Below are 14,293 nucleotides of genomic sequence, written 5' to 3' on the forward strand. Positions count from 1 at the left end.
GCTGTCAGGGACGGGTGGGAGGATCGGTGCCATGTCCGAGAAGCACGATCCCGCCCCGTACGACGCCCTGCTGCTGCTCTCCTTCGGCGGCCCCGAGGGCCCGGACGACGTGGTCCCGTTCCTGGAGAACGTGACACGCGGCCGCGGCATCCCGAAGGAACGGCTCAAGGAGGTGGGCCGGCACTACTTCCTCTTCGGCGGCGTCTCCCCGATCAACGGCCAGAACCGCGCGCTGCTCGACGCGCTGCGTACGGACTTCGAGCAGGCCGGGCTCGGTCTGCCGGTCTACTGGGGAAACCGGAACTGGGCGCCGTACCTCACCGACACCCTCCGCGAGATGGTCACCGACGGGCGGCGCCACATCGCCGTCCTCACCACCAGCGCCTACGCCTCCTACTCCGGCTGCCGCCAGTACCGCGAGAACCTCGCCGACGCGCTCGCCACCCTGGAGGCGGAAGGGCTCCCGCTGCCCCGGGTCGACAAGCTCCGGCACTACTTCAACCACCCCGGCTTCGTCGAGCCCATGGTCGAGGGCGTCCTCGCCTCGCTCGCCGAGCTCGACCCGGCGGTGCGGGACGGCGCCCACCTAGCCTTCACCACCCACTCCATCCCCGACTCCGCCGCCGACAGCTCGGGACCGGTCACCGAGCACGGCGAGGGCGGCGCCTACGTGCGCCAGCACCTCGACGTGGCACGGGTCATCGCCGACGCGGTCCGCGAGGAGACCGGGATCGACCACCCCTGGAAACTCGTCTACCAGTCCCGCAGCGGCGCCCCCCACATCCCGTGGCTCGAGCCCGACATCTGCGACCACCTGGAGGAGCTCCACGGCGCCGGCGTGCCCGCCGCCGTCATGGTCCCCATCGGCTTCGTCTCCGACCACATGGAGGTCCTCTACGACCTCGACACGGAGGCCACCGCCAAGGCCGCCGAGCTCGGCCTGCCCGTCCGGCGCTCGGCGACCGTCGGTGCCGACCCGCGCTTCGCCGCGGCCGTCCGCGAGCTCGTCCTGGAGCGTGCCGCGCACGAGCGGGGGACCAAGGCCGAGCGGTGCGCCCTCGGCGCCCTCGGTCCCTCGCACGACCTCTGCCCGATCGGCTGCTGCCCGGCCAGGGCCGAGCGGCCCGCCGCGGCCGGTGCCGACAGCCCGTACGCGTAAGGAGTCAGCGTGACCGACCCTCTGCTCACCGAACTGCACGACCTCGCCCTGGAGGCCGCCCGGCGGGCCGGAGCGCTGCTGCGCGACGGCCGGCCGGACGACCTGGCCGTGGCGAAGACCAAGTCGAGCCCCATCGACGTCGTCACCGAGATGGACATCGCCGCCGAGAAGCTGATCACCGGCTTCCTCTCCGAGCACCGCCCGCACGACGGCTTCCTCGGCGAGGAGGGCGCGTCGAGCCCCGGGACGAGCGGGGTCCGCTGGGTGATCGACCCGCTCGACGGCACGGTGAACTACCTGTACGGCCTGCCCACCTGGGCGGTCTCGATCGCCGCCGAGCGGGACGGCGAGACCGTCGTCGGCGTCGTCGAGGCCCCGATGCGCGGCGAGACGTACCGGGCCGTCCTCGGCGGGGGAGCGTACGAGGGTGAGCGGCGCCTCGCCGTCCGCCCCTCGCCCGCGCTCGACCAGGCCCTCCTGGGCACCGGCTTCGGGTACGTCCAGGCCCGCCGCGCCCACCAGGCCGACGTGGCCCAGCGGGTCATCCCGCGCGTCCGCGACATCCGCCGCGGCGGCTCGGCCGCCATCGACCTCTGCGACGTCGCGGCCGGCCGCCTCGACGCGTACTACGAGCGCGGCCTCAACCCCTGGGACCTCGCGGCGGGCGCGCTCATCGCCCGCGAGGCGGGCGGCCTCACGGGCGGCCGCCCCGGAGAGCCGGAGTCCGGCGAGCTGACGCTCGCGGCCTCCCCGGGCCTCTTCGCGCCCCTCCAGGAGCTCCTGGAGGAGCTGGGGGCCTGGCACGACTAGCGCCTGCCGGACGGAGGCACGTGGGCCCCGGTGCCGGGACGGCACCGGGGCCCACGCGTACGTGCTCGAGGTCGGACAGGGTCCGGGTGAGACGGGTCAGACGCCCGGCGCGGCCACCTCCACGCCGTGCTCGGCGGCCAGCCGGTGCAGGTCGTCAAGCTCCGCCTGCTCCACCTCCGCCAGGTAGTCGTCGCCCGTCTCACGGGCCCGCGTGAGGTCCGTCTGCGTGGTCCTGATGCGGTGCAGCAGTCCTGCGGTGAAAGCGTCCATCGTGCGCCCCCTCCTCGTGGGTCCGGTGGCACGGGGGTGTGCCGAGGGTGGGTGGATCACGCACTGTGAACTCTGGGGGACAGAGAGCGGTAGGTGGCGCGCCACATACAGGGCGTGATCACGGGGTGTGCAGTCGTCCTCCCCAGCCCGTTCCTCAGAGAAACCTCAACTGGCCCGAGAATCCGGTGAATTCTTCGTTCCGGCGCGCGCGCCCCACCCGCGCCCCCTCCCGTCGGAGGCCCCGCACCGCCGTCTTACAGCCGGTTTACGCGCGTCCGGGGCAGGATGGACACGCACAGTCAGTGCTCAGTTTTCAGCCGGTCCCACCCCGGACAGCGGCTCAACGGGAAGGATGTAACGACGTGCGCGTACTCGTCGTCGAGGACGAGCAGCTGCTCGCCGATGCGGTGGCCACCGGACTGCGCCGGGAGGCCATGGCCGTCGACGTCGTGTACGACGGCGCCGCGGCCCTGGAGCGCGTCGGGGTCAACGACTACGACGTCGTCGTCCTCGACCGCGACCTCCCGCTCGTCCACGGCGACGACGTCTGCCGCAAGATCGTCGAGCTCGGCATGCCCACCCGCGTCCTGATGCTCACCGCCTCCGGCGACGTCAGCGACCGCGTCGAGGGCCTCGAGCTCGGGGCGGACGACTACCTCCCCAAGCCCTTCGCCTTCACCGAGCTCACCGCGCGCGTGCGCGCCCTCGGCCGCCGCACCACCGTCCCGCTCCCGCCCGTCCTGGAGCGCGCCGGCATCAAGCTCGACCCCAACCGCCGCGAGGTCTTCCGCGAGGGCCGCGAGGTCCAGCTCGCGCCGAAGGAGTTCGCCGTCCTGGAGGTCCTCATGCGCAGCGAGGGCGCCGTCGTCTCGGCCGAGCAGCTCCTGGAGAAGGCCTGGGACGAGAACACCGACCCGTTCACCAACGTCGTGCGCGTCACCGTCATGACCCTGCGGCGCAAGCTCGGCGAGCCGCCGGTCATCGTCACCGTCCCCGGCTCCGGGTACCGGATCTGACCCGATGGCCACGACCCCCGCGCCCCACCCCCAGGCGCCCCCGAAACCCACCTGGGACCCCCGCGACCCCGTCCGGCCGCTGCTGCGCCCGACCATCCGGATACGGCTCACGCTGCTGTACGGCGGGATGTTCCTGATCGCCGGCATCCTGCTGCTGTCGATCATCTACCTGTTCACCGCCCAGGCCCTCAGCGACAGCACCAGCCAGCTGCCCTTCAAGGTCGTCAACGGCACGGTCCAGCCCACCACCTCCTGGTGCCGGCTGCCCGAGTCGCCCACCGGCGACCAGCTCAACGACGCGGTCACGCTGTGCCTCCGGCACCAGAGCGACATCGCCCTGGAAGACCTCCTGCGCCGGTCCCTCTTCGCCCTGCTCGGCCTGAGCATCATCGCCTTCGCCTTCGGCTACGCCATGGCGGGGCGGGTGCTCTCCCCGCTCGGCCGGATCACCCGGACCGCCCGCCAGGTGGCCAGTTCGGACCTGTCCCGGCGGATCGAGCTGGACGGCCCGGACGACGAGCTCAAGGAGCTCGCCGACACCTTCGACGAGATGCTGGACCGCCTGGAGAGGGCCTTCACGGCCCAGCAGCGGTTCGTCGCGAACGCCTCGCACGAGCTGAGGACCCCGCTCGCGATCAACCGCACCCTCCTGGAGGTCCACCTCTCGGACCCCGGGGCGCCGGTGGAGCTCCATCAGCTCGGCAAGACCCTGCTCGCCACCAACGAGCGCAGCGAGCAGCTCGTCGAGGGCCTGCTGCTGCTCGCCCGGAGCGACAACCAGATCATCGAGCGCAAACCCGTCGACCTGGCCGAGGTCGCCGAGCGGGGCGTCGACCAGGTGCACGCCGAGGCCGACGCCAAGGGGGTGGAGATCCGCGGCGAGCGCGAGCCCGCCGTCGTCCAGGGCAACGGCGTCCTGCTCGAACGGATCGTCCTGAACCTGCTCCAGAACGCCGTTCGGTACAACGTGCCGGAGGGCGGCTGGGTGGAGGTCACCACCGAGGTCAAGGACGGCCAGGCGGTCCTGGTCGTCTCGAACACGGGACCGGTGGTCCCCGCGTACGAGATCGACAACCTCTTCGAGCCGTTCAGAAGGCTCCGGCAGGAGCGGACCGGCAGCGACAAGGGGGTCGGTCTCGGCCTGTCGATCGCGCGGTCCGTGGCCCGCGCCCACGGCGGCCGTATCATCGCGGAGCCGCGCGAGGGCGGCGGACTCGTGATGCGCGTCACTCTGCCGATCTGACACACTGCACGAGCCGACCGGTTCCGTTCGCTTTGCGCGGAATTCCGAGGCCCTGATTCTGAGACGCTCATGTGTGATCGATCACAGGAGAGGGTGTCCGGACCTCCACTCTCCGTGACCGAGAAATCCCTCGGAAAACCAGGAAAAGTCCGGGTTTCCGGGGCCCGGAATGACGGGAAGTACACGGGGTGGCACCCGTGAGGGTCGCCCGGAGGACCGTGTACGGTCCGGTTCGCCACCCGAAGCCGATCACTCGCGAGAGTGCCCGACGGGTGTCGATTGAGTAACAGACCTTGATGTGAGGCAAAATCTCCGCCTCAGGTCGGGCACAAGTCCGACCTCTCACGCGTTACGTGCGCTGGAGACACCGCAACCACCCAGAGGGGGAGAGCGACATGGCAACGGATTACGACACCCCACGCAAGACCGACGACGACGTCGACTCGGACAGCCTTGAGGAACTGAAGGCCCGCCGGAACGACAAGTCGACCTCGACCGTCGACGTCGACGAGTTCGAGGCCGCCGAAGGCCTGGAGCTTCCCGGCGCCGACCTCTCGAACGAGGAGCTGGCCGTCCGGGTCCTGCCCAAGCAGGCCGACGAGTTCACCTGCATGAGCTGCTTCCTCGTGCACCACCGCAGCCAGCTGGCCCGGGAGAAGAACGGCCAGCCGATCTGCCGCGACTGCGACTGAGACCGCTCGGCCGTGGCAGGTGACACACCGTCCCGGAAGCGGCGTCTGCGGCTCCCCGGGAGCTCGGAGACGCACAAGGGCGGCTCGGGCCCGGCAGAGGGCGCCCTGGAGGCACCTGAAGCCGAGCTCACCGCCTCGCTGCCCTCCCTCGGCGCACGTGACGACGAGCGAGGCCTCCCGGCCTCGCTCGAAGCGGTCATCGAGATCGCCGAGACGGATCCGGCGCGCCTGCCGGTCCGGCAGGAAGCGACCGAAGCCCCGGCCGCATCGCGGCAGGGCGGACGCTTCGGCGCCGTCAGGCGGCTGGCCAACCCCGCGCGGGCCCAGCTCGACCGGATCAGGATCGACTCCGACCGGATCGACGCCGTCCGGCGCGGCGTCACGCAGGGCGTCCGGCAGGGCGTGAGGCGCAGCGGAGACGGCGCCAAGGCCGGCCTCGGCTACCTGGCCGACCGGCTGATCGACCTCGCCCCGCGGATCCCCGTCCGCGACCTGGCGACCCTGCGCAGACAGTTCCCCGGGCTCGGCCCCGAGGAGATCGCCGACAAACTCGTCACCGGCGCGGCGAACGCGAGTTCGACCGTGGGTGCGGGCGTCGGCGCCGCCGCCATGCTCCCCGTGGCCCCGGCCATGCCCGCCGAGCTGGCGGCCGAGATCACCGGCGTCGCCGCCGTGGAGATCAAACTCATCGCCGAGCTGCACGAGGTCTACGGGCTGCGGCCCCCCGGCCGGCTCACCCAGCGCTCGATGGCCTATCTGACCTCGTGGACCGAGGAGCGGGGCATCGACCCCACCAAGCCCACCACGGTCAACGCCGCACTCGGCGGTCAGCTCAAGCGCGAACTGCGCCAGCAGATCATGAAACGCATGATGCGGAACCTGCCGAACCTCATGCCCTTCATGGTGGGCGCCGCCGTCGGCGCCGTCATGAACCGCCGCGACACCAGGAAACTCGCCGCACACATCCGCAAGGACCTGCGCGGCCGCCAGATCCCCTGGGACGCCCTCCCGGCGCTGCCCCCGCTGGAGCAGCCCGGGAACCCGAAGGAACTGGGCTTCTAGCCGCGGTTCCGGGGCGGGCGCCGGTCAGGCGCGCTCCGCCTCCAGGGCCGCGACCAGCGCATCCGGCTCACGGCTGGACAGGTACACGTACGGCGTCGGGTCCGCCGGGTCCGTCACCTCGACCCGTACCGCCTTCGGTACGTAGCTGCGCATCAGCATGAACGCGCGCGGGTCCGCCTTGTACGTGCGCCAGGCGCGCGCCTCCTCCGCGTCGAGCGCCTCGGCCGCCCCGAGCGCCTCCACCGGGATCCGCGCGTCGCCCGCCACCAGCGAACCGGAAACCACCCGGATCCGGGCGGAGCCGTACGAGGAGACCGTCACACCCGCGACCACCGCCGCCACGATCAGGCCGCCCAGCATCGGCACCGTGCCCAGCGGGAACATGATCAGGCCGCCGGACAGACCGAGCAGACCGACGATCACCCACCACGAGCGGGGCGCCGTCAGCCGCTCGTCGAAGCGCGGCGCGGCGGAGGGAGCGGGGGAGGAGGCCGGGGACGGTGCGGAAGGCTGCATGCGTCCAAGCTTGGCACGGCGCGACCTGCGCCCATCCGCGCGGGTAAGGTCTGCGGCTGTGACTGCAACATCTGCCGCCCTCACCCCGCCGGCCGACGCCATACCGCCGGTACGCCACCCCGACGCGCCGGCCCCCGGCGAGCTGCTCGGTGCGCACTACGAGTACTGCTTCGGGTGCGGCGGCGGGCAGCCCCACGGCCTCCACCTGGAAGCGCGCGCGGGCGAGGGCGTGACCGTCACCGCCGAGTTCACGGTGACCCCCGACCACCAGGGCGCCCCCGGCCTCGCGCACGGCGGCGTGCTCGCCACCGCGCTCGACGAGACCCTCGGCTCCCTGAACTGGCTGCTGCGGGTCATCGCCGTGACCGGACGGCTGGAGACCGACTTCGCCCGGCCCGTCCCGGTCGGCACCGTGCTCCACCTGGAGGCCGCCGTCACCGCCGTGCACGGCCGCAAGATCTACTCGACCGCGGTCGGACGGATCGGCGGGCCCGAGGGCCCCGTCGCCGTCCGCGCCGACGCCCTCTTCATCGAGGTCAAGGTCGACCACTTCATCGACAACGGCCGCCAGGAGGAGATCCAGGCCGCCATGTCCGACCCCGACCAGGTCCGGCGCGCCCGCGCCTTCGAGGTGAACCCCTGATGCGCAACCCCGTCGACGTACTGATCCGGCGAGTGGACCCGGAGGTGCCGATCCCGGCCTACGGGCATCCCGGCGACGCCGGGGCCGACCTCGTGACCACCGAGGCGGTCGTCCTCGCCCCCGGCGAGCGCGCCGTGCTTCCCACCGGGGTCTCCATCGCCCTGCCGGACGGGTACGCGGCCTTCGTGCACCCGCGCTCCGGCCTCGCCGCCCGATGCGGAGTGGCGCTCGTGAATGCCCCGGGGACGGTGGATGCCGGGTACCGTGGAGAGATCAAGGTGATCGTGGTCAATCTCGACCCGCGCGAGGACGTGCGGTTCGAACGATTCGATCGGATTGCCCAACTTGTCGTCCAGCAGGTCGAGAAGGTCCGCTTCCACGAGGTGGCGGAGCTTCCCGGGTCGGCGCGGGCCGAGGGGGGCTTCGGGTCCACCGGCGGTCATGCCGCCGTGGACGGCACAACGGGTGGGAATCGATACGCTTCGGTCGTATCCGACCGGGAAGGACAGTGACGTGTTCGGACGTCGCAAGAAGAGCGGTGCCGCCGAGGACGCGGCGAGCGAGGCCGAGCAGGTCGTCGACGCGGTGGAGGACGAGGACGCGGCCGAGCCGCGCCGCGTGAACCTTCCGCCGGCGCCCCGGCCCGACGGGCCCTGGGACATCTCCGAGGTCGCCAAGCCCGACGAGGGCCGCGTGGACCTCGGCGGGATCTTCGTGCCCGGAGTCGAGGGCATGGAACTGCGGGTGGAGGTGGCGGGCGACGCGATCGTCGCGGCCACCATCGTCCTGCGCGACAGCGCCGTACAGCTGCAGGCCTTCGCCGCGCCCAAGAACGAGGGCATCTGGGGCGAGGTCCGCGACGAGATCGCCACGGGCATCGTCCAGCAGGGCGGCGCCATCGACGAGGTCGAGGGTCCGCTCGGCTGGGAGCTGCGGGCGCAGGTCCCGGTGCAGCTGCCGGACGGCAACCGCGGCGTGCAGCTGGTCCGCTTCGTGGGCGTCGACGGACCCCGCTGGTTCCTGCGCGGAGTGATCTCCGGGCAGGGCGCGGTCCAGCCCGAGGCCGCCGGCCTCCTGGAGCAGATCGTCCGGGACACCGTGGTCGTCCGCGGCGACGGCCCGATGGCCCCGCGCGACCCGATCGTCCTCAAGCTGCCGAACGACGCGCAGATGGTGCCGGACGGCGTGCAGCAGGAGGAGCAGGAGAACTCCCGCTTCTCCGGCGGCATGGGCCAGCTCCAGCGCGGTCCGGAGATCTCCGAGATCCGCTGATCTGCACGCAACACCGGTGGGCCGCTTCCCGTACCTCTCGTACGGGAAGCGGCCCACCGGCCGTTTTCCACAGGCCCGCGGTCCGGAAAGAAGACCGCGGGCCGTTTTCCACAGGTCCTGGCCCCGGCTCTGGTCCTCGGGCACGGCCGCGGACCATACTGGCGGCGCAGATGATCGAGGAGGGGGAGTACGGGATGAGTGAGAGCAGCACCAGGTCCGCCACGGCCGTCGTCGAGGACCCGGCCGGACCGCCGATGGTCCGTGTGGAGGGCCTGCGCCGCTCGTACGGCACGGGCGAGGCCGCCGTCCACGCCCTGCGCGGCGTCTCCTTCGAGATCCCGCGCGGCGAGCTCGTCGCGCTCAAGGGTCGCTCGGGCTCCGGCAAGACGACCCTGCTCAATCTCGTGGGCGGCCTCGACACCGCCGACGGCGGCCGGATCGTCATCGACGGCACCGACCTCTCCACGCTCGGCGAGAGCGGGCTCCTGGAGCTGCGCCGCGACCGGATCGGCTTCATCTTCCAGTCCTTCGGCCTGCTCCCGATCCTCTCCGCCGCCGAGAACGTGGGCGTGCCCCTGCGGCTGCGCAAGACGGACCCCAAGGAGCGCGAGGAGCGGGTCGCCCTGATGCTCGGGCTCGTGGGCCTCGCCGACCACGCGAACCAGCGGCCGGGCGAGCTCTCCGGCGGTCAGCAGCAGCGCGTCGCCATCGCCCGTGCCCTCGCCAACAAGCCGGCGCTGCTCATAGCCGACGAGCCGACGGGCCAGCTGGACGCGGAGACCGGCCTCGCCGTCATGCAGCTGCTGCGCGCGGTGGTCCGCAGCGAGGGCTGCACGGCCCTGGTCGCCACCCACGACCCCCAGCTGCTCGGCCTCGCGGACCGGGTCCTGGAGCTGAGCGACGGCGAGATCATCGAGCACTGACGCGCGGGGGCGCGTCGGCGGCGGAGCAGGTCGCGGGGCACATCAGGATCACGTCAATACCAGCCCCGGCCCCTCCCCGTGCGCGGAATGTCCGATTGGCTGGAGATATGGTCGAGCCATGGGACGCGGCAAGCTTCGGATCTACCTCGGCGCGGCGCCGGGCGTCGGCAAGACCTACGCCATGCTCTCCGAGGCCCACCGCCGGGTGGAGCGCGGCACGGACTGCGTGGTGGCCTTCGCGGAGACCCACGGACGGCCGCGCACGGAGGTGATGCTGCGAGGCCTGGAAAAGGTCCCGCGCCGCATCCTGGAGTACCGGGGGACCACCTTCCCCGAGATGGACGTCGACGCCGTCCTCGCCCGCCGTCCCGCGGTCGCCCTCGTCGACGAGCTCGCCCACACGAACGTGCCGGGTTCCCGGAACCCCAAGCGGTGGCAGGACGTCGCCGAACTCCTCGCGGCCGGCATCGACGTCGTGTCCACCCTCAACATCCAGCACCTGGAGTCCCTCGGAGACGTCGTCGAGGCGATCACCGGCGTACGGCAGCAGGAGACCGTCCCCGACGAGGTGGTGCGCCGGGCGGACCAGATCGAGCTGGTCGACATGTCCCCGGAGGCGCTGCGGCGGCGGATGGCCCACGGCAACGTCTACACCTCGGACAAGGTCGACGCGGCCCTCTCCAACTACTTCCGCCCCGGCAACCTCACGGCCCTGCGCGAGCTGGCGCTGCTCTGGACCGCCGACCGGGTCGACGAGTACCTCCGGCAGTACCGGGGTGAGCACGGCATCCGCTCGACCTGGCAGGCCCGGGAGCGGATCGTCGTCGGCCTGACCGGCGGCCCCGAGGGCCGCACCCTCATACGGCGCGCCACCCGGCTCGCCGAGAAGGGCGCCGGCGGCGAGGTCCTCGCCGTCTACATCGCCCGCAGCGACGGGCTCACCGCCGCCTCCCCGAAGGAGCTGGCGGTCCAGCGGACCCTCGTCGAGGATCTCGGCGGAACGTTCCACCACGTCATCGGCGACGACATCCCCTCCGCGCTCCTGGAATTCGCTCGCGGGGTCAACGCCACCCAGATCGTCCTCGGCTCCAGCCGCCGCAGGACCTGGCAGTACGTGCTCGGCCCCGGCGTCGGCCAGACCGTGGCCCGCGACTCGGGACCCGACCTCGACGTCCACATCGTCACCCACGGCGAGGTCGCCAAGGGCCGGGGCCTGCCGGTCGCGCGCGGAGCCCGCCTCGGCCGCTCCCGGATCCTCGGCGGCTGGCTCGTCGGCGTCGCCGGCCCGGTCTGCCTGGCCCTGCTGCTCACGCATGTCGACGCCGATCTCGGCCTCGCCAACGACATGCTGCTCTTCCTCGCCCTGACGGTCGGCGCGGCCCTCCTCGGCGGCTTCCTCCCGGCGCTCGCCTCGGCGGCCGTCGGCTCCTTCCTCCTCAACTGGTTCTTCACCCCGCCCCTCCACCGGCTGACCGTCGCCGACCCCCTGAACATCGTCGCCATCGCCGTCTTCTTCGGCGTCGCGATGGCGGTGGCCTCCGTGGTCGACCTCGCCGCCCGGCGCACCCACCAGGCCGCCCGGCTGCGCGCCGAGTCCGAGGTGCTCTCCTACCTCGCCGGCAGCGTGCTGCGCGGCGAGACGAGCCTGGACGCCCTCCTGGAACGGGTCCGCGAGACCTTCTCGATGGAGTCCGTGGCCCTTCTGGAGCGCGCGGACGAGGTCGAGCCGTGGACCAGGGCGGCCAGCGTCGGCCCCCACCCGGCGGCCCGGCCGGAGGACGCCGACGTGGACATGCCCGTGGGCGACCACCTGGCCCTCGCCCTGAGCGGCCGCGTGCTGCCCGCCGAGGACCGGCGAGTGCTCGGAGCCTTCGCCGCCCAGGCCGCGGTCGTCCTCGACCGCCAGCGGCTCGTCGACGAGGCGGAGGAGGCCAGGAAGCTGGCCGAGGGCAACAAGATCCGCACGTCCCTGCTCGCCGCCGTCAGCCACGACCTGCGGACCCCGCTCGCGAGCATCAAGGCCTCCGTCTCCTCGCTCCGCTCCGACGACGTCGACTGGTCCGAGCAGGACCGGGCCGAGCTCCTGGAGGGCATCGAGGCCGGCGCCGACCGCCTGGACCACCTCGTGGGCAACCTCCTGGACATGTCCCGCCTCCAGACCGGCACCGTCACCCCCCTGATCCGCGCGGTCGACCTCGACGAGGTCGTCCCCATGGCCCTCGGGGGAGTGCCGGACGGCAGCGCCGAGCTCGACATCCCCGAGACCCTGCCCATGGTCGAGGTCGACAAGGGCCTCCTGGAGCGGGCCGTCGCCAACATCGTGGAGAACGCCGTGAAGTACAGCCCCGGGGGCGTGCCCGTCGCCGTCGCCGCCAGCGCCCTGGGCGAGCGGGTCGAGCTGCGGGTCACCGACCGCGGCCCCGGCGTCCCCGACGAGGCCAAGGAGGGCATCTTCGAGCCCTTCCAGCGCTTCGGCGACGCCCCGCGCGGCGCCGGCGTCGGCCTGGGCCTCGCGGTCGCCCGCGGCTTCGTGGAGGCCATGGGCGGAACCCTCGGTGCCGAGGACACCCCCGGTGGCGGCCTCACGATGGTCCTCACCCTGCGCGCCGCGCCGGGCGGCCCCCAGGCCCCGCCCGCCGACCTCCCGGTCCACGCCGTGACCTGACCGCCGGGCCCGTACCCGCGCCCGTGAGCACAGCCGTACCCACCTCCGTACCCACCGATACGACGAAGAAGGCAGGCCCCCTCCATGACCCGGGTCCTCGTGGTCGACGACGAGCCGCAGATCGTCCGCGCCCTGGTGATCAACCTCAAGGCGCGGAAGTACGAGGTCGACGCCGCGCCCGACGGCGCCACCGCCCTCCGGCTCGCCGCCGAGCGCCATCCCGACGTCGTCGTCCTCGACCTCGGACTGCCCGACATGGACGGCGTCGAGGTCATCAAGGGCCTGCGCGGCTGGACGAGGGTGCCGATCCTCGTCCTGTCCGCCCGGCAGACCTCCGACGAGAAGGTCGAGGCGCTCGACGCGGGCGCCGACGACTACGTCACCAAGCCCTTCGGCATGGACGAGCTGCTCGCCCGGCTGCGCGCCGCCGTGCGCCGCGCCGAGCCCGTCGGCGGCGCCGAGGACGGGGTCGTCGTGGTCGAGACCGAGGACTTCACCGTCGACCTGGCCGCGAAGAAGGTGCACCGCGACGGGCGCGACGTCCGGCTCACCCCCACCGAGTGGCACCTCCTGGAGGTCCTCGTCCGCAACAGCGGCCGCCTGGTCAGCCAGAAGCAGCTGCTCCAGGAGGTCTGGGGACCCTCGTACGGCACGGAGACCAACTACCTCCGGGTCTACATGGCGCAGCTCCGCCGCAAGCTGGAGACCGACCCCTCCCACCCGCGCCACTTCGTCACCGAACCGGGCATGGGGTACCGCTTCGAACGCTGAAACGGGGGCCGTACGGACGGGTGGTCCGGGGCCGCCTCCGGTGTCGGCGGCGGCCGGTACGCTTTCTGTATGAGTGCTGCACCACGTACAGAGAAGCCGGCCGGACGGTTCCGCCGGATGCTCGACCGGCTCTCCTCCTCGCCGGAGGACCTGGAGTCGGAGGAGCTCCAGGAGGACGCCGAGGCCTCGGGGTGCACGCGTATCTCCGACTGCTCCGACCGACAGATAGTCAAGGTGACTGGTACCTTGCGCACGGTCACGCTGCGTCCCCGGGCCGGTGTGCCCGCGCTGGAGGCCGAACTCTTCGACGGCACGGCACCGCTCGACGTCGTGTGGCTCGGCCGGCGCTCCATCGTGGGCATCGAACCGGGCCGCAAGCTGATCGCCTCCGGCCGGATCTCCATGAGCCACGGCCGGCGGGTCCTCTTCAACCCCAAATACGAGCTCCGACCGCTCGGACAGGAGTAGCCGGTGACGTCCCTCGACAAGCCGACCGCGGACCGGTCGATCCCGGACCAGGACGCCCAGGCGGACAAGGCCGTGACCGAGGCCGCGCTCTTCGAGGCCTTCGGCGGTCTGCGGGGCATGATCGAGACGGTCCTGCCCGGCCTGCTGTTCGTCACGATCTTCACGATCAACAAGGACCTGCACGTCTCGGCGATCGCCGCGCTCGCGGTCTCGCTGGTCCTGGTGGCCGTCCGGCTGATCCGGCGGGACACCGTCAAGCACGCCTTCAGCGGCGTCTTCGGCGTCGCCTTCGGCGTGGTCTTCGCGATGATGACGGGCAACGCCAAGGACTTCTACCTGCCGGGCATGCTCTACACGCTCGGCCTCGCCCTCGCGTACATCATCACCGCGCTCGCCGGAGTGCCCCTGATCGGTCTGATCCTCGGCCCGGTCTTCAAGGAGAACCTCTCCTGGCGCACCCGCAACCCGGGCCGCAAGAAGGCATACACCAAGGCCAGCTGGGCCTGGGGCCTGATCCTGCTCGGCAAGTGCGCGATCCTCTTCCCGATGTACTGGTGGGCCGACACCACCAAGTTCGGCTGGGTCCTCGTCGCCCTGAAGATCCCGCCGTTCCTGCTCGCGGTCTACCTCACCTGGGTGTTCCTCGCGAAGGCCCCGGCGCCGATCGACGTCTTCGCCGAGATGGAGGCCGAGGAGCGCGCCGAGAAGGAGCGCAAGGCGGCCGCGGCCGCGCAGCGCCACCCGGAGGCCTGAGCCGGCGTACGGGGAAGCCCCCGAAGCCCG

The 14,293-nt window shown here is 72.2% G+C and carries 16 protein-coding genes; 14 read left to right on the forward strand and 2 right to left on the reverse strand.

Annotated features, from left to right (window positions below; all coding sequences use genetic code 11):
• Positions 1–31 precede the first annotated feature (31 nt).
• Both ACFYX3_RS25385 and ACFYX3_RS25390 read left to right on the forward strand, forming a co-directional pair.
• Positions 32–1,159, forward strand: a complete 1,128-nt coding sequence (locus ACFYX3_RS25385; protein ID WP_389017547.1) for a ferrochelatase — start codon at positions 32–34, stop codon at positions 1,157–1,159.
• A 9-nt stretch (positions 1,160–1,168) separates the two neighbouring features.
• Entirely contained in the window at positions 1,169–1,969 is an 801-nt protein-coding gene (locus tag ACFYX3_RS25390) for an inositol monophosphatase family protein (protein WP_389017550.1), read from the forward strand.
• Positions 1,970–2,065: 96 nt separating this feature from the next.
• On the opposite strand, the gene ACFYX3_RS25395 is transcribed toward ACFYX3_RS25390, so the two are convergent.
• Entirely contained in the window at positions 2,066–2,239 is a 174-nt protein-coding gene (locus ACFYX3_RS25395; RefSeq protein ID WP_181924475.1) for a hypothetical protein, read from the reverse strand.
• Between the two features lie 362 nt (positions 2,240–2,601).
• Between ACFYX3_RS25395 and ACFYX3_RS25400 the strand changes: the two genes are divergently transcribed.
• The 4 genes from ACFYX3_RS25400 to ACFYX3_RS25415 all read left to right on the forward strand — a co-directional run bounded on the left by ACFYX3_RS25400 (position 2,602) and on the right by ACFYX3_RS25415 (position 6,252).
• Positions 2,602–3,255: a response regulator transcription factor gene (locus tag ACFYX3_RS25400; protein WP_030687123.1), complete on the forward strand. Its 654-nt coding sequence runs from the start codon at positions 2,602–2,604 to the stop codon at positions 3,253–3,255.
• Positions 3,256–3,259: 4 nt separating this feature from the next.
• Positions 3,260–4,498: a HAMP domain-containing sensor histidine kinase gene (locus ACFYX3_RS25405; protein WP_359513317.1), complete on the forward strand. Its 1,239-nt coding sequence runs from the start codon at positions 3,260–3,262 to the stop codon at positions 4,496–4,498.
• A 395-nt stretch (positions 4,499–4,893) separates the two neighbouring features.
• Complete coding sequence (locus ACFYX3_RS25410; protein WP_003955561.1) at positions 4,894–5,190, forward strand: DUF4193 domain-containing protein; 297 nt, start codon at positions 4,894–4,896, stop codon at positions 5,188–5,190.
• 12 nt (positions 5,191–5,202) lie between these two features.
• On the forward strand, positions 5,203–6,252 hold the full coding sequence (locus ACFYX3_RS25415; protein ID WP_389017556.1) for a hypothetical protein: 1,050 nt from the start codon (positions 5,203–5,205) through the stop codon (positions 6,250–6,252).
• 24 nt (positions 6,253–6,276) lie between these two features.
• On the opposite strand, the gene ACFYX3_RS25420 is transcribed toward ACFYX3_RS25415, so the two are convergent.
• Positions 6,277–6,768 carry a DUF3093 domain-containing protein gene (locus ACFYX3_RS25420; RefSeq protein ID WP_389017559.1) on the reverse strand — a complete coding sequence of 164 codons (492 nt, stop codon included), beginning with the start codon at positions 6,766–6,768 and terminating at the stop codon, positions 6,277–6,279.
• Positions 6,769–6,826: 58 nt separating this feature from the next.
• On the opposite strand from ACFYX3_RS25420, the gene ACFYX3_RS25425 reads away from it, so the two are divergent.
• The 8 genes from ACFYX3_RS25425 (at position 6,827) to ACFYX3_RS25460 (ending at position 14,263) form a co-directional block, all read left to right on the forward strand.
• On the forward strand, positions 6,827–7,411 hold the full coding sequence (locus tag ACFYX3_RS25425; RefSeq protein WP_352024145.1) for a PaaI family thioesterase: 585 nt from the start codon (positions 6,827–6,829) through the stop codon (positions 7,409–7,411).
• Positions 7,411–7,923: a dUTP diphosphatase gene (gene dut / locus ACFYX3_RS25430; RefSeq protein ID WP_116158406.1), complete on the forward strand. Its 513-nt coding sequence runs from the start codon at positions 7,411–7,413 to the stop codon at positions 7,921–7,923. The genes ACFYX3_RS25425 and dut overlap by 1 nt, the downstream gene beginning before the upstream one ends.
• A 1-nt stretch (position 7,924) precedes the next feature.
• Positions 7,925–8,683, forward strand: coding sequence for a DUF3710 domain-containing protein (locus tag ACFYX3_RS25435; RefSeq protein WP_389017564.1), 759 nt, complete (start codon positions 7,925–7,927; stop codon positions 8,681–8,683).
• A 194-nt stretch (positions 8,684–8,877) separates the two neighbouring features.
• Entirely contained in the window at positions 8,878–9,606 is a 729-nt protein-coding gene (locus ACFYX3_RS25440) for an ABC transporter ATP-binding protein (protein WP_093878590.1), read from the forward strand.
• Positions 9,607–9,724: 118 nt separating this feature from the next.
• Positions 9,725–12,271, forward strand: coding sequence for an ATP-binding protein (locus ACFYX3_RS25445; protein ID WP_376584978.1), 2,547 nt, complete (start codon positions 9,725–9,727; stop codon positions 12,269–12,271).
• Between the two features lie 84 nt (positions 12,272–12,355).
• Positions 12,356–13,042 (forward strand): response regulator, encoded by a 687-nt coding sequence (locus ACFYX3_RS25450; protein ID WP_116158403.1) that lies wholly within the window; start codon positions 12,356–12,358, stop codon positions 13,040–13,042.
• Between the two features lie 69 nt (positions 13,043–13,111).
• Entirely contained in the window at positions 13,112–13,510 is a 399-nt protein-coding gene (locus ACFYX3_RS25455) for an OB-fold nucleic acid binding domain-containing protein (protein WP_015036728.1), read from the forward strand.
• 3 nt (positions 13,511–13,513) lie between these two features.
• Entirely contained in the window at positions 13,514–14,263 is a 750-nt protein-coding gene (locus tag ACFYX3_RS25460; protein WP_376584975.1) for a DUF3159 domain-containing protein, read from the forward strand.
• The last annotated feature ends 30 nt before the right edge of the window (positions 14,264–14,293 follow it).

The sequence above is a fragment of the Streptomyces sp. NPDC002463 genome (assembly GCF_042889835.1).
Taxonomy (GTDB): domain Bacteria; phylum Actinomycetota; class Actinomycetes; order Streptomycetales; family Streptomycetaceae; genus Streptomyces; species Streptomyces nymphaeiformis.

What these genes read in the sequence shown, in the direction of transcription:
- ACFYX3_RS25385 (WP_389017547.1), top strand. Translation starts at nt 32, where the DNA reads ATGTCCGAGAAGCACGATCCCGCCCCGTACGACGCCCTGCTGCTGCTC.
- ACFYX3_RS25410 (WP_003955561.1), top strand. Translation starts at nt 4,894, where the DNA reads ATGGCAACGGATTACGACACCCCACGCAAGACCGACGACGACGTCGAC.
- ACFYX3_RS25450 (WP_116158403.1), top strand. Translation starts at nt 12,356, where the DNA reads ATGACCCGGGTCCTCGTGGTCGACGACGAGCCGCAGATCGTCCGCGCC.
- ACFYX3_RS25420 (WP_389017559.1), bottom strand. Translation starts at nt 6,768, where the DNA reads ATGCAGCCTTCCGCACCGTCCCCGGCCTCCTCCCCCGCTCCCTCCGCC.
- ACFYX3_RS25395 (WP_181924475.1), bottom strand. Translation starts at nt 2,239, where the DNA reads ATGGACGCTTTCACCGCAGGACTGCTGCACCGCATCAGGACCACGCAG.
- ACFYX3_RS25440 (WP_093878590.1), top strand. Translation starts at nt 8,878, where the DNA reads ATGAGTGAGAGCAGCACCAGGTCCGCCACGGCCGTCGTCGAGGACCCG.
- ACFYX3_RS25445 (WP_376584978.1), top strand. Translation starts at nt 9,725, where the DNA reads ATGGGACGCGGCAAGCTTCGGATCTACCTCGGCGCGGCGCCGGGCGTC.
- ACFYX3_RS25455 (WP_015036728.1), top strand. Translation starts at nt 13,112, where the DNA reads ATGAGTGCTGCACCACGTACAGAGAAGCCGGCCGGACGGTTCCGCCGG.
- ACFYX3_RS25405 (WP_359513317.1), top strand. Translation starts at nt 3,260, where the DNA reads ATGGCCACGACCCCCGCGCCCCACCCCCAGGCGCCCCCGAAACCCACC.
- dut (WP_116158406.1), top strand. Translation starts at nt 7,411, where the DNA reads ATGCGCAACCCCGTCGACGTACTGATCCGGCGAGTGGACCCGGAGGTG.